At 66.6% G+C, this 14999-nt stretch carries 11 protein-coding genes; 4 read left to right on the top strand and 7 right to left on the bottom strand.

The genetic code is table 11. The features are described 5' to 3' along the window. Nucleotides 1-23 precede the first annotated feature (23 nt). The 4 genes from VNE62_07665 to VNE62_07650 form a co-directional block, all read right to left on the bottom strand. Entirely contained in the window at nucleotides 24-716 is a 693-nt protein-coding gene (locus VNE62_07665) for a hypothetical protein (GenBank protein HVE92162.1), read from the bottom strand. A 141-nt stretch (nucleotides 717-857) separates the two neighbouring features. Continuing rightward, nucleotides 858-1172 (bottom strand): hypothetical protein, encoded by a 315-nt coding sequence (locus VNE62_07660; GenBank protein HVE92161.1) that lies wholly within the window; start codon nucleotides 1170-1172, stop codon nucleotides 858-860. 142 nt (nucleotides 1173-1314) lie between these two features. Beyond that, nucleotides 1315-2085: a hypothetical protein gene (locus VNE62_07655; GenBank protein HVE92160.1), complete on the bottom strand. Its 771-nt coding sequence runs from the start codon at nucleotides 2083-2085 to the stop codon at nucleotides 1315-1317. 360 nt (nucleotides 2086-2445) lie between these two features. Continuing rightward, on the bottom strand, nucleotides 2446-3276 hold the full coding sequence (locus VNE62_07650; protein HVE92159.1) for a hypothetical protein: 831 nt from the start codon (nucleotides 3274-3276) through the stop codon (nucleotides 2446-2448). A 723-nt stretch (nucleotides 3277-3999) separates the two neighbouring features. Here VNE62_07650 and VNE62_07645 point away from each other — a divergent pair. Beyond that, the gene (locus VNE62_07645; protein HVE92158.1) at nucleotides 4000-5190 is read left to right on the top strand and encodes a sigma-70 family RNA polymerase sigma factor; all 1191 of its coding nucleotides are present in this window, start codon (nucleotides 4000-4002) and stop codon (nucleotides 5188-5190) included. 59 nt (nucleotides 5191-5249) lie between these two features. Here VNE62_07645 and VNE62_07640 read toward each other — a convergent pair whose 3' ends face one another. Together VNE62_07640 and VNE62_07635 are read right to left on the bottom strand one after the other, a co-directional pair. After that, on the bottom strand, nucleotides 5250-5603 hold the full coding sequence (locus tag VNE62_07640) for a DUF2304 domain-containing protein (GenBank protein HVE92157.1): 354 nt from the start codon (nucleotides 5601-5603) through the stop codon (nucleotides 5250-5252). Then, entirely contained in the window at nucleotides 5600-6364 is a 765-nt protein-coding gene (locus VNE62_07635; protein HVE92156.1) for a glycosyltransferase family 2 protein, read from the bottom strand. The genes VNE62_07640 and VNE62_07635 overlap by 4 nt, the downstream gene beginning before the upstream one ends. A gap of 27 nt (nucleotides 6365-6391) precedes the next feature. Between VNE62_07635 and VNE62_07630 the strand changes: the two genes are divergently transcribed. The 3 genes from VNE62_07630 to VNE62_07620 all read left to right on the top strand — a co-directional run bounded on the left by VNE62_07630 (nucleotide 6392) and on the right by VNE62_07620 (nucleotide 12094). Further along, complete coding sequence (locus tag VNE62_07630) at nucleotides 6392-7186, top strand: glycosyltransferase family 2 protein (protein ID HVE92155.1); 795 nt, start codon at nucleotides 6392-6394, stop codon at nucleotides 7184-7186. A 45-nt stretch (nucleotides 7187-7231) separates the two neighbouring features. After that, nucleotides 7232-9301: an N-acetylmuramoyl-L-alanine amidase gene (locus VNE62_07625; protein ID HVE92154.1), complete on the top strand. Its 2070-nt coding sequence runs from the start codon at nucleotides 7232-7234 to the stop codon at nucleotides 9299-9301. Nucleotides 9302-9406: 105 nt separating this feature from the next. Then, nucleotides 9407-12094, top strand: coding sequence for a SpoIID/LytB domain-containing protein (locus tag VNE62_07620; GenBank protein HVE92153.1), 2688 nt, complete (start codon nucleotides 9407-9409; stop codon nucleotides 12092-12094). Here VNE62_07620 and VNE62_07615 read toward each other — a convergent pair. Beyond that, the coding region (locus tag VNE62_07615) for a hypothetical protein (protein ID HVE92152.1) at nucleotides 12039-14999 on the bottom strand (2961 nt) is incomplete at its 5' end. The genes VNE62_07620 and VNE62_07615 overlap by 56 nt on opposite strands.

Raw genomic sequence — 14999 nt, 5'->3', positions numbered from 1 at the left:
GCCAGATGCGGGCCGGACGGCGCTCACGTCGCCCTGCCGCGGCCCAAGATGCTGAACCTTCCCGACCACGCGACGCTTGCGTGCGCGGCCGACAGCAGTGCCAGCCCGGGCAGCAGGTCCCAGAAGGTACCCGCCACCTGGTGCAGCGCCAGAAGGGACACCGCCCCGTACCTGGCGTATCCGGCCGCCAACAACGCCAGCCTGACCGTTGAGAACACGGCGGTCACCCCCAGTGCCAGGGCGAGCCATGCCGTCTTCAGCGCGAAGTTGCCCGGCAGCGGGTAAAGGTCGTACGCGTACAGCAGGGACAGCGCGACCATCGGCACGAGCGCGGACGTCCTCCAGTCGACCATCACGTGGGCGACGTCCAGGGGCGGGAGCGGAGACCACCAGGCAGAGTAGGCGGCGGAGACGAATGCAATTCCCAGAACCGCCAGGACCGTCCCCTTCAGGGGCGCCGGCAGCTGTCTGGAGCGCGCCATCGCTGCGGCGGCTGCAAGGGTGAACACCCCCAGCGCCGCGGCCGTCTCCCCGGGGACCCTGGCCGGCCGGGGGACCTTCACGCGCAGGAGCGGAGACGATGCCCGCCGCTGCCTGCCCGACCTGGTGTCCTTTCCAACCTGGATCCGAGCCAGCTGCGAATCGCGGGTGATGACGTCGTGGCCTACATCGGCCAGGCGCAGCAGCGTCCCGGCCTGGCGCGCCTGCAGGGCCAACAGGTCGCGAGAGGCCAGCAGGACCGAACCGACCGCGAGCAGAACGAGGGTTGTCCCGATGAAGGCCCCGACGCGGTTCCGCGTCCAGGACCGGGTGGAACGCAGGAGGTCGTCGGCCCGCCGCGCAGCCAGCGTGTCTGGCTACTCCTCTTCGCTCGGACTGATCAGCTCCCCGAGCAGACCGCCGACGATAGAGGCGAACAGCGGGATGAGCAGAAAGTTCAGCCAGTCCGACAGCTCCTTACCGAAGCGGAAGAACTGGAAGTTCGGCTCCTGAGCCTGCACGAGCAGCAAGAACCCGTGGAGGAAGGCCCCCACGATGATCGGAAGGATGATCGCCAGGTAGAGGCCTCTGCGGACCGCGAACAGGGTGCACAGCATCCCGATCACCACCCAGACCACGCCATACCACAGGCTGGTCCAGGTCAATACGACACTCCCAAAGCCCTGAATCATGTGGGTGAGGATAAGCCGAACGCGGCGGGGGCGTCGACTCCGGAATCGAATCTGCGACCCGGCCCAGCCGTCCGAGGCGGTGGGACCGGAAAAAAGCCCCGGCCCCCTTGCGGGGGCCGGGGCCGTCGAGCGGACATCTCGGCTACGGGCGCTGGTAGACCGGCAGCCCGCAAATTCCGTTGACCCTGGTGGTCGGACAAGTGTCGTCCCCAGGGACCTTGGTGCGGACGATCAGATCGAACTCCAGGCCCCAGCCCTTGAACACGGACTGGTCGGTTCCGTCGTCGCGCTCGGTCATCGCAAGCAGGTACTGGCGCTCGTACGCCGGCTCGCTGAGCTCGGTGTACCGGCGCGGCGAGCTGATCCCCCGGATGGTGCCCATTGGGCACATCCGGTCCCAGCTCATGTTCGAGGGGTTGGGCCCCCCGTCGTACGACTGCAGCAGCTTCTGCGGGCAGATCTCCGCGTACTGCGCGTCATACGTCACGTCCCGCTCCTCGGGGGTGGAGCGGGTGATCACCGGGCGGGTGAACATGTGGAAGAACCACAGGCTGATGAACCTCTGCTTCAGGTCCGTATTGGTGACTTCGAGGTCCTTGGCATCAAGAACGCGAATCGAGGTCTCGTCGGCGTACATGTAGTAGGAGGCATCGATGTCGCCGCCGTTGCCGACCCGCAGCTTGCAGAAGACGGTGTCGCCCGGGAAGGCTTCCTGGCCGGTGAACTCGCACTGGAACTTCCTGGTCCCACCCGGCTCGACGAAGATCGGGTTGCTCCCGGGAACGGCCTGGACAACCAGGGGGAGCAGGATGAAGGTCGCCGCGGCAATGGCGGTGACCTGCAGGATCGATCCGACGAGCCGAAGCTTGCTGCTTAGCCGCCGTGGCCGGCGGTATTCGGCGTGTGAGCGCACCCGAACCACCCTTCTGTGAGCGCAACCAGTATGAGCACTTCACCGGGCGGGTGGTGTGTTCGATCAATGTATTCGGTCATCTGCCCCAGATTCCTTCCCGGCCCCCAAAGTTTTTTCGGACGCCCGGCTCCGGCGCACTTGACCTGGGCAGACGCATCGAGAGTCAGGACCCTGGACCGCAGCAGAAAAGGAGAAGGGGCCCGGTGGGGGCCCCTTCTCCTGCGCACGGACAACCGCTGGTTCCAGTTTTCTCTCCGGTCCCTACGGCACCGGGCGGACAGCTGGTTCCCTCCCTTTCCAAAGCGCACGGTCCAGCCGGGCCCTTTGGGGAGGGAGGGAACCTCCTCCCTCCCGTGGTGCTTACCGCTGGTAGACCGGTCCGCCGCTCTCGGCCTCGGCCGGCACGCGGGCCGCGAAGTCGAGCTCGAATGTCACGGTCCAGCCCTTGTACTCCGACTGGTCCAGGCCCGTGTCCTCTTCAGTCATCGTGAAGTCGTACAGGCGCTGGTCCAGGCGGTGGCCCGGAGGCGTGGTGCTGGTGGTTCCAGAAGAGCGGATCATCCCGAGCTTGCAAGGCGACTGCCTCGTGAGCTCCTTCAATCCGCCCTCGCACGCGGCGGCGAACAGCGGAGTGTTGTACTCCGTCGGGTCGCTTAGTGCACCAACGATCGTCTCCTTGTCCACCGACAGCCGCCAGAAACCGAGGAACTTGTTGTAGCGGGGGTCCGTGGAGGCGATGACGGGGGTGGTGCCGCAGGTGCCGTCCGCCGCCACCGGCTCACAGCCGTTGATCACGATCGTCGCCTGGTTGACCCACATCTCGAAGCTGGCGTCCTTGGCCGGAGCCTTGTTCGTGTTGCGGATCCTGACCTCTTCCAGGCGCTCGTCGCCAGGGAAGCTGTCGACGCCGGCGCGGTAGATCGGGTCCACGCCGCTTGCCACACACCAGCCCGAGTCGTTCGGGACGGTGTCACTGCAGTTGGCGGCGGTGCGCTTCACGTGGATCTCGTAGTTGAAAGCCGACGCGTCGCGAACCACGTTGTTCGGGATGGCGCGCTCGAACAGCTTGAACGCGATTGCGATCCCGGCGATCATTGCCATGACGGCCAGAAGGCTCGTGGCCGACTTCTTACGCTTGGTCCAGAAGCCGCGAGAGCCCTGGCCCCACGCACTGGGGAGCGCGTACTCCATGATGCTTTCCTCCTTCTCGCTGCCGCACAGTCCGCCTGTGCGACGCCCAACTACCGATGAGCGCGCTCCCCTGCATCAGCGATCGGAGCTCCCGCCGGATGCGAACCCCCGTTCGCTCCGTGGGTACTGCACATTGCCGACTGCCACTGCATTGACCCTTACTCCCGTGCCCCTCCTTTTTCGCCCGCCTTTGTCAAGACCCGCCTCCGGTGACCTTCTGATCCACCCGCCCGGTGAGACATCCAGTCTTCCGGAGACGGAATAGCCCTGTGACCTGCGTTTTCGTCTCGAGTTCACCTTCACCGCCACCCGGATCCCCGGGTTCGATCTTCACAACGCAGGAGAGGGCCATTGGCTGTCGGGGGGGTAGGTGCTATCCTGAGAAGGCGCTGGCGACCTGGGCAAACGTCCTTGGACTCCAGGTGTCCGTGCCCCCGGCTCCGGCCGAAGGGGAGGCGGGCAGAAAAAAAATGTTTGAAAATGTGCGACAGGAATTCGAACCCACCCCGTTGTATAGGTTGGGTGCGACTTAAAAGACCGGGGGACGCGATGGGCATGAGGGCTGAGGGCACTGGCTCCCACAGCGCGCGTTCCTCCCGACCGCAGGGTCGTACCCGGGTGGCAGGGACTTCAAACCTGGTGATGGATGCCAAAGACGCATCCGGGGCTTTCCAGGCGCAGACCCTTCCCCTCCACGACGGACTTGGGGCAACCGGGGGGTTCATGGACACGCAGATCGAACTGAAGATGGATGCGACCGCCGTCGCACCCGACGTCAACACAGTCGAGTTCGACGAGGCCACTCTGGCCGACGAGAGCATCTCCGGCAGCTCCCAGGCCTTCGAGGAGCTGTACACCCACTACTTCCCGAAGGTCCGCGGGTTCTGCATCCGCAAGCTGGGCAACCCGCACCTCGCCGAGGACATCGCGCAGGAGGCTTTTGCTCGGGCCTTTGAGCGCATCTCAGAGTTCGGAGGCCCCCGCCACTTCGGCGGGTGGGTCGGCACCATCGCCGCCAACCTGTGCACCGACCACCTCCGCCGCAAGAAGCCGTCCGTGTCCATCGACCAGATGGAGCAGGGCCCGGCATACGAATTCGACCCGATCCGCAACGTCCAGCGTGAGGACACCGGACGGCTCGTGCGACTGGCACTCGAGAAGCTCGACCCTCGGCAGCGCGAGGCTCTCGTCCTTCACGAGGTCAAGGGAATGTCCTGCTCGGCCGTCGGAGAGCAGCTAGGGATCTCAGAGGTCGCGGCGGAGTCGCTGCTGGCCCGTGCCCGCCGGCGCCTGCGCAAGGAGATCACCGCCAAGGCCATCCCCGCCGACCTGTTCGGCCTCGGTGGAATCGGCTTCCTGCCGGCGCTGCTGCGCGGCTTCCGCCGCGTTCGCTCCGGCCTCAGCCAGCGCTCGATGAACCTGCAGACCTCCGTCGCACGCGGCTGGGACTCGATCGGCGGGAACCTTCTGCCCTCGGTCGACGCGGCCAAAGCGCTGGTCGTGGTCGTCGGAGCCGCTCTGGCGACGCAGCTTGCAACGGCCGCGACGCCTGCCAGGTCGAGTTCTTCGGATGCGCCGGCGGCCGTGGTCTCAGCAGCCGGAACCGGACACGGCGGACTCCTGGCCGTGGACGGCGACGGCTCTGGCGCTCGGCCCGGCAACGACGACCCGTCCGGGGGCCCGGTGCGAGTCAACGTCAACCCCAACGAGCGCAAGGCGACGGTTTCGGCCGAACAGCGGGTGAACGTTCCCGACCCGACCGGATCTGACGGCGAGACCGGACTCAACGTCGAGCTCGACCTCGAGGGCGGCGCCGACAAGGCGGCTGCGAACACGAGGGTCTTCGTCCAGGACGCCGATGGCCACGTGGTGGCCGACACCGGCGACATCCGACATGAGGCACAGGGGCTGTAGCGGCGATCAGGGAGAGTTCAAAGGGGAGCCTGCGGGCTCCCCTTTTTTTTGCCCGACGGCTACAGTTGCTCGTTCCCGCTCTCAGAGGGCCGTGCCTTGAGCATGGAGACCTCCCTTGTCAGGACGGTCACCGACCGCTCGAGGTCCCTTCGCCGGGCGTTCAGGGCGGCGACCACGAAGAAGAGCAGAAGAAAAGCCACGTAAAAAGCGAGATCGACCCCCCGGCCGATTCCGAGCTTGGTGGCCACCCAGGACGTCGACTCCGGGAACAGGACCGCCGCCACGAGCCCGGTTAGCAGGGCCAGCACGATCAGCCGGTCCCGGAGCACCGATCGCGCCTGTGAGAGGAACAATCGGGCCACCACGGCGAGAACGGCTATGGCGAACAGCTTGAACAGCCACAGCCACGTCATCTCCGTGGCCTCGAAAACAGGTCGAACAGGATGTCGACGGCCGCGAGAGAGGACTGTCCCTTTCGCTTGCTGTGCTCTGTGTACCGAATAAAGACCGGGACCTCGATCCAGGGCAGCTTCAGCCTCGCAATCTCATTGAGGATCTCAGAGGCATGGGCCATCCTGTTCTGCGTGATCTCGATCTGTTCGGCGGCCTTCCTGCTCAGGACGCGAAAGCCGTTGTGTGCATCCGTCACCGGAATCCGGGACGTCATTCTCGTGAATCGGACGGCTGCCCACAGGACCAGCCTGCGAATCGTGCCCATGCCTTCTGCGCGGACTCCCGCGAACCGGGTCCCCAGCGCGACCTCACACTGGCCGGCCAGCACCGGATCAGCCAATAGCGGGATGTCCGTCGCCGACATCTGACCGTCCGCGTCGAAGGTGACGACCACCCTGGCCCCTCTGCTCAGGGCATAGTCCACACCCGTCTTCAACGCAGCACCCTGACCGAGGTTGACCACGTGACGCAGCAGGTGCACGGGCCTGGAGAAGGCGACCTCATAGGTCTGGTCGGCCGAACCGTCGTCCACGACCACGACCTGAGCGCCTGGACACGCGGCGAGGACTTCGTCCAGGACAGGGCCGAGGGTCGCCTGCTCGTTGTAGGCGGGTATGACGATGAACACGGACGAGCTGGCGGCGATCGACGTTCTGCCCTCTCCTGTGCCGGAGCCGGTGGCGGCAGCGTAGCAAAGGGAACCGGCAGCCCCAATGCGCACCCGGAACCACAATAGTATTCTCGCCGGATGGGGCTCCCCACCATCAGCGTCGTCACGCCCTGCCTCAACGCGCGGGCGACCATCGAGCAGACCCTGGACAGCGTTGCCTCGCAGGACTACCCGAAGATCGACCACGTCATCATCGACGGGGGGTCCACGGACGGATGTGTCGAGGTTCTGGAGGGGCGGCCCGGGATCCGATTCATCTCGGAACCGGACCGGGGGCTTTCGGACGCCGTGAACAAGGGGTTCGCGATGGCCCGCGGAGATGTCGTTGGGTGGCTCAACGCCGATGACCCGTACCTGCCAGGGGCCCTGGAAGCCGTCGCGGCCACCTACCAGCGGAACCCCTCTGCCGACTGGATCACCGGGCGCTGCATGATCATCGACGGCGACAACCGTGAGCGCCGGAAGGCCGTGACGGCCTACAAGAACTTCATGCTGGACCGGTACAGCTACCCTCTGCTCCTGACCAACAACTTCATCTCGGCACCGGCCAGTTTCGTCACCAGGAGCGCCTTTGAAAGGATCGGAGGGTGCGTCGAGAGCCTCCGGTACGCGATGGACTACGACATGTGGCTCAAGCTCGGGCGGCTCAGTCCGCCGGTGGTGGTCCGTCAGTACCTGGCGGCGTTCCGCATGATCGAGGGCACGTTGAGCATGGACAACTTTCCCAAGCAGTTCCGTGAGCACGCGCAGCTCGGCGCCGACCACGGACAGGGGCGGCCGGTGGTCGTGGCGACGAACCGTTTGGTCAGCCGCGGGATAGTCGGCGTCTACCACGCGATGCGGCTGGCCAGAAAGGCCAGGGCCGGTGACTAGTGTCTTTTTCGTGGGCCCCGGCCGGCTCTTGACCTGCCGACGTCGATGAATCGCAAGCGCCGCACGGCCGTCTCGCTGAGCCTCCTACTGCTGGCACTCGGAGCCCCCGTGGCCGAAACGCCGGGGAAACCGGACATCGACGTGTGGTCCCTGCCGGCCTCCGGGGGCGTGGTGAAGGCCGGTCGGGCATTCAGCTTGCTGGGAGTGGCCTGGCCCCGGACCGAGCGGGAGCCGGCGTCCGTGCAGGTCAGGACCAGTCGCGACGGAGTCGCATGGACCCCTTGGACCACTCTGGAGATCCTGGATGGGGAGGGACCGGACCAGGGCACGGAGCTGGGACCGCTGGAGGCCACGGCACCCCTGTGGGTCGGGGGAGCGAGGCTGGTGGACGTCCGGTACTCCGGGAAGGTCCCGCCCGGCGCGACGCTGCAGCTGGTTGATCCCGGCCCGGACCCCGGTCCCTCGATGCTGTCAAATGCTCACGCCGAAACGGCCGCCCCGGGGATCGTCTCGCGTGCGGCTTGGGGGGCGAACGAGTCCATGCGTCGCGGCAGCCCCAGGTACTCGTCTGAGCTAAGGACCGCCTTCGTCCATCACACCGTGACCGGTAACGACTACGGACGTGGCGATTCCGCAAAGGTCGTGCGGTCGATTTACGCCTACCACGTCCAGTCCAACGGCTGGGACGACATCGGCTACAACTTCCTGGTCGACCGATTCGGACAGGTGTTCGAGGGAAGGGCGGGGGGAGTCCAGCATCCGGTGGTGGGCGCGCACGCCCAAGGCTTTAACTCGGCCTCCGTCGGAGTGTCCTTTATAGGCACATTCAGCAATGTCTCCCCCCCTGCGGTCGCATTGAACGCGGCGGAGGATCTGCTCGCGTGGAAGCTGGACCTTCACCACGTGGACCCTCGGGGCAGGACCACGGTCACGTCCGGCGGCAGCAACAAGTTCGCGGAGGGCCAGCGCGTGGACCTTCCGGTTCTTGCCGGCCATAGGGACGTGGGCCACACGGACTGTCCGGGGGGTGCTTTGTACGCCGAGATCCCCTACATGCGCGACGAGATCTTCCGGGTGGGCCTGCCCAAGCTGTTTGACCCGTCTTTCGGACCATCGCCCTTCACTCCCGGAGCGGACGGAGTCAGGGACTCCGTCACGACCTCGATCACGGCCTCCTCCCCCGGCAACTGGTCGCTGACGGTCTACGACGCCGGCGGTCGAAGGGTGAGGCAGGTCGCAGGTTCGGGCGGCGGAACGGTAACCGTGGCCTGGGACGGGCGGGACGACCTCGCGCAGCCGGTCCGGCACGGCTACTACCTGTTGCGCTGGCACCTCAACGTCGGCGGCGCGGAGGCCAGGCTCGCCGAGAAGGTGGTCCTGCTGGCTTCCTGGCCGAACGGCACGTTCATCAAGGAACCCCGCAACCCCCTCGTATCGCGGGTGGTGGGCGGGACGCTTCGCCCCGTGATCTCACCTGAGATCTACCTTTCGCATGCGTCCTGGCAGGACGTGGCTGTAAGCCCGGGCGGGAGCTTCGACTCGTACCCGGGCGGAGCCCCGCTGCCGATGCGGGACGGAACACTGATCATTTATCCGTCCTCACGGGGGTACGTCTACATCGTCACCGGGGGAGTCCGCCGCGCTTTCGCGACGGAACAGGACTTCGTCCGCGGCGGCTTCAGATGGGAGTCGGTCAGGTGGGTCCCCGACTCGACCGGCACGATGATCCCGGAAGGCCCCGCTTTCGACCCCGCGGCTCCACATGTCGACGGGACCCTGATCAAGGGCAGCAGCACCATGGTGTGGCTCATCCAGAACGGGCTCCGACGGCCCATTCCCTCAGAGGGCATCTACCTGTCCTGGGCCTTCGGGTGGGGCGAAATCGTCAACGTCCAGGACTCGCAGCTCCTGCTGTACGCGGAAGGACCGGCACTCGGCTTCCGGGACGGGAGCCTGATCGGCACTCCCGACGGACGTGTCTGGGTCATCAGCGAGGGGCAGCGGCGGTACATCAGCGGACCGACGTCGTTTCAGGCCTTCGGCTACGACTGGCGGGCAGTCCGGCCTGCCACAGACGCAGAAGCCGCCCACACCCCCCGCGGCGGAGATCTCTAGGCAGACCTGGAACCTCGGCGGCGCCAAAGACGTGGACAGGGCACCCCGTTGGCTATAGAACTGTTAACTACAGTTCATTTCTGAGAGCCCTCCCGGGAGGCCCCAATGAGACGTGGGATCATCCGCGCGATTTCGAGCGCGATCTTGGCCATCGCGGCCACCCTCGCACCCGCCGCCTCGTCACCGGCACAGGCCGCCGATTACACCTTCGTCGGGTCAGGCTGGGGCCACGGCCTCGGCATGAGCCAATGGGGGGCCAAGGGGGGGGCAGACGCGGGAGCCTCCTACTCGTCGATCCTGGGCCGCTACTACTCCGGGACCGCGGTCCAGTCCAAAGCGATGCCGGCTGAGATCCGCATCGGGCTCGTGCAGGGGGCGTCGTCGATTTCCATAGGCGGGTCCGGTCGTTTCGACTTCGTGATGGACGGCCGGGCCTTCGCCACCGGCTCGGCCGGCCAGACGTGGAGCGTCACACCCGGCTCCGACGGCAGCTTCGCCGTCAGGTCCCCGTCGGGGCAGACGACGCGGGTGGGCAATGCATCGAAGTGGGTGGCGGTCCGGTTCCAGCCTTACGGGACCGTCCTAACGACCTCCGGCGGGCGGTACAAGCACGGCTGGTTGGAGCTCAACGTGCAGTCGACGAGCAGCGGGTACCGGCTGATCTCGATCCTGCATCCTCCCTTTGAGGCGTATCTGTACGGCCTGGGAGAGGTGCCCTCGAGCTGGCCGGTGGAAGCCCTGAAGGCACAGGCAACGGCGGCGCGGACGTATGCGCTCGAGAAGATGCTCCGTGTCGGCGTCCGCTCCTCCTGCAACTGCCACCTGTATGACGACACCCGCGACCAGGCGTACATCGGCTACGACAAGGAGACCGCCTCCGGCGGCAGCCGGTGGCGATCCGCAGTCGACTCCACGGCCGGAAAAGTCGTGACGTACGACGGCAGGCCGATACAGGCCTATTACTCGTCTTCGTCGGGCGGCCACACGGAGCACAACGAAAACGTCTGGGGCGGATCGGCCCTCCCCTACCTGCGCGGAGTCTCCGACCCCTGGGACCGGGCGGTGAGCCCGTACATCGACTGGAGGGTGACCTATACGAAGTCCGAGCTGGAGACAAAGCTGAACTCCTCGGCCTCCACGGCGGTCGGATCCCTTTCGTCCATCGAGCTGCTGGACCCGAAAGGGGTGTCCGGCCGCATCGGACGAGTCATCGATTCCTCGCGTGGGGGGGTGCGGATCACCGGCAGCTCCGGAGTCAAGAGGGTGAGCGGCGACACTGTGAGGTCCGTGCTCGGGCTCCGGTCGACACTGTTCAGGATCGAAGGCGCTACCACCCCTCCGCCCCCGGCCCCGTCCGCGGCTGCGGTGCACCCCGACGGCGCGTTGCTCAAGGGCTCGGGCTCGATGGTCTGGGTTCTGCGGGACGGCTCGAGAGTCCCGATACCGTCGGGCGCCGTTTACGAGTCCAGCTTCCGCTGGGACGAGATATCACACATCTCGGACGGCTCGGTCGCGCGGTACGCGGAGGGCAAGCGGCTGTTCAGAGACGGGAGCCTGCTGAGGACCTCCGACGGGCGGCTGTGGATCGTCTCCAACGGCGCGCGGCGGGAGCTGTCTTCGGCGGTCGCGACGAGCCTCGGATATTCGTCGGCTCCCGTCGTCGCAGCTTCGGCATCAGAGGCCGCCCTGCACCCGGTCGGAAGCCCCGTCTCCAGCAGCGAGGACCACCCTGACGGAACGGTCCTGAAGGGGACTGGGGCAATGGTGTGGGTCATCGAGCAGGGGTACAGGAGGCCGTTCCCCACGTTCAGCATCTTCTCCAGCCACTTCGACTCCAGCCGAATCGTCCACACGTCCGATTCCAGGGTCTCGGCGTTCACCGAGGGTGCGCCCATGCTCTTCCGCGAAGGCACGCTCATGGGAACCCCGGACGGCAAGGTCTGGGCCGTCTCCGACGGGCACAGGCGCTGGATTCCCGGCCCCGGTGTCTTCAGTGCCCTCGGTTACCAAAGCTCCAACGTCAGGTCCGCGTCGGACGCGGAGGCCGCGCTGCACCCCGTGGGAACACCGGTTACCGCGACCGGACACCCCGACGGCTCGCTGATCAAGGGGACGGGCTCGATGGTGTGGGTCATGCAGGACGGGTCCAGGATCCCGATTCCCAGTGGCTCTGTATACGAGTCGAACTACCGGTGGAGCGAGATAGCCCACATAAGCGACTCAGCCGTAGCCCGTTACGCCGAGGGCAGAAAGCTCTTCTCCGAGGGGACACTGCTGCGGTGGTCCGACGGACGCGTCTGGGTCGTCTCCAACGGGCAGAGGCTCCCGCTTTCGTCGGCAGCGTTCTCTGCCCTCGGCTATTCCGGCAAGCCGCTGGTGAACGCGTCGGCATCGGAGCTGGCGCTGCATCCTGTCGGCGAGGCGCTCACCGACGGCATGCAGCATCCGGACGGCTCCCTGCTGAAGGGGTCGGCGGCGATGGTGTGGTACGTCGAGCAGGGACGAAGACGCGCTATACCCAGCTGGGAGATCCTCCTCTCCCGCTTCCGTCCCGAACGCATCATCACGACGTCGGACAGCCGGATCAACTCGTATCCGGAAGGGTCTCCACTCGGGTTTCGGGACGGGACCCTGATCGGAACCTCTGATGGCAGGGTCTGGGCCGTCTCGGATGGTCACCGTCGGTGGATCCCTGGCCCGACCGTCTTCTCCGAGCTGGGCTACTCCTCAAGCAACGTCAAGGCTGCAACGGCGGCTGAGGCGGCCCTGCACCCTCCGGGAACGCCTTTGTAGCGGTGCTGCGACGGCCGTTCCTACGGCTGCGAAGACCCGTTACGACGGCCGAGGCCACGAGCGCAGCCAGCGCCACCGCCGAGATGGCGGTTCCAGCGCGGTGCGACGCGGGTCGGTATCGGAGCTCGACGCGGTGAGAACCACCGGGGACCATGATCCCCATCAACACACCGTGAGCCAGCAGCACCCTACGCGGCGCACCATCGACCGTTGCGGTCCATCCCCTGTCGCCGTTCTGGGCGACCACGACCAGCGTCTCGTCCGGACCGTCGGTGCTGAACTCGATACGGTCGCCGTCCCAGTCCACGGGCCCTATGCGCGCGGGTCGGGCTCCGGGTTTGGGATCGGGGGCCGGTTCGACCAACAGCGCCTCGTTGAGCTCCGAGGGCGGCCTAAGCAGAGCGTGAGGCAGAAGCGTCTTCTGATCCGGGAAAGTCTTCCAGACCGCGTGTGAGCGCACCAGCGGCAGCGCGTTCACCCGTTCATAGATCCATGCCTGCTCAGTGGACACGACCTTCAGAGGCAGCGCCGGATCGGGCCCCAGAAGCCTCAGTGCCAGCTTCGACCGACTGGCGCCGGTCTCCAGGGCGCACGACGGGTCACTGGCCGCCACGTCCACCACCGCCGGGTCCCCCGCCCTCAGATCCTCGGCCACCATGGCAAAGCTCATCCAGTCACCGCGCGCGTCGAACGCCGGCCTGGAGGCCGAGCGCGTCCGCCCGTGCGCGGTCACCGAGACCGTCACACGGCCCTTGCACTGCCCAGCTTTCAAAGGCACGAGCAGTCCGGACACCGGGCCTGGGGCCCTCACCGTCCGTGCCTCCGCGGGCAATGGGCGCGATGACCAGCTGTCGATCGGGGGAGGATCGCCGTACTCGATGCCGTAGGGCACATCGTCGGTTCCGAGAGCGAAGTACCGGACCGAAAGGTCGTCCAGTATCGGGGAAACGACGTTCCACTCGTCCTTGGGCATGATGATCTTCAGCGGGTCGCGCGAGAACGCCGTCGGCTCCGCGGCGCTCACCAGGTGCTTGAACTCCAGTGAGTGCAGAGCCTGCCCGCGGAGGTCCTGCTCACCGAAGACCTGCGCGGAGTTCGGGTAGAAGTTGAAAAGCCCGGAGGCCGCAAACCTGAATCGTCCGTCGAGCAGACGTTGCAGGGCCCTGTGACCCGGCTGGATCGAGTAGTAGTCGTCTACGGGAGCCTGGGGCGTGAAGTGGCGCAGCGGGTACCACAACTGCACGTAGAGCAACCCGATGATCGCCGCCCCGGCGGCGAACCTGAAGCGGACCCTGCTCCGGGCCACCGCTGCCAGGCCCACGCAGACCACCGCCAGCAACAGCCCCAGCAGGATCCCTCGCGCCACGAACCGAAACTGACCCACGGCTCGTGCCTCCATGACGTACTCACCGGCCCGGCTGAGCCCGAGGTAGGCCACCAGCGCGAACAGCAGGAATGATCCCACCACGGCCGGGCCGTAACGCGAGCTGCCTTCACGGGCGAACGTCCGTCCCTTCCACCAGGCGTCCAGCGCCAAGGTGGATATCACCGCGGCACTCAGTCCGATCACGAAACGGGACCGTGAGATCGGGTTGTCGGTAAAACCGGGCAGGCGGTACACCAGCCCGAGAAGCCGGGTTCCTACGAACGTCAGGAAGATCCCGGAGGTCGCCACGAAGCAGAAGAACGCGAAGGCGTCGGAGGCACGCTCGTTCAACGGCAGGCGACGGACGATCACCCCGACGATGGCCAGGAAAACCCCGAGGGACGCGATCATTCCGACGTGTGTGACCGACTCCACGGGATTGGATCCTGTCCACCAGGGGCCGCCGGACGGATACCGGCCGACCGCCCATGTATCGAAGATCCCGAAGAACTGGATGTGGGACAGATGCGTGTCGATTCCCGCCTCCCGCCCCTCGAGGATCCCTCGCCACACCAGCTCGGAAGCCAGCGGGATCACGGTCATGGCGGCAAGAGCGCATGCCCAGGCGCCGGCCAATCCGAGGAACAGACCCGGCTTCACCGCACCGCGAATCGCCGCCGAACCGTCGTGCCGGTCCCGCCACCCCCTTCGCAGCAAGAGCCAGGCCCCCCAGGCGGCCGTCAAGTAGGCGCTGTACACGAAGCCGGACGGAAAGCCCTCGTACCAGCACCAGGCGAGGAAAACGGTCACCGGCAGGACTCGGCGCAGGCTCGGCCGGTCCACTAGACGATCGACCGCCCACAGTGCGGCCGGCAGCACCAGCGGCGCGCTCATCCGGTGGAGGAGCACCAGGTTCGCCCCCGTGAAGGTATACGCCACGGACCCGATGGTCGCGGGGACCACGCCCGCTCCGAGCCGGCGCAGGAACAGGTACATGAACCACTGGCAGAACAGAAAAGAAAGAGCTGCTTTGACGCCGATCGCGTACCACGGCGGAAAGACCAGATAAGGAACGCTGAATGGTGAGAACAGCCCGTTGAACGCAAAGATCCCGGTCGGCGTCCCCCCGGCTACGTTGTTGTCCCACAGCTGCCAGTCCGGCTGCCGGAGCTCCCGGAAGTACGCCGCGGGTGCGGCGAGCATCTCCGCCTGGTCGGTGTTGATGGGTGAAGCCACGTGAGGCGGACGTCCGATGGCATCTCGGTATGGCGCGCCGAGCTCAAGCATGTCCACGGCTGCCAGCGTCCTCTGGCCGGACAGGCTCGGGGCGAGCCAGACGCCGACCGTAAGTGCGAACAAGAGGGTGGGAAACCAGCGCAGGCGCGGGCGGCCGGCGCGGTCCCCGGCGTCATTCGCGTCGCGCGAACGAGAGACATCCACATGGGCCCCCGTCATGCCCCGGACTCGCGGGGCCGCCGCATCCGCCGGGTCCACACGGCCAAGCCGCCAGCAATCAGAACCACGCCGGACCACACCCAC

The sequence above is a fragment of the Actinomycetota bacterium genome, assembly GCA_035536535.1.
Classification (GTDB): Bacteria; Actinomycetota; JAICYB01; order JAICYB01; family JAICYB01; genus DATLNZ01.
The sequence above is the reverse complement of the archived record's forward strand: the minus strand, read 5'-3'. Positions and strand labels throughout refer to the sequence as shown.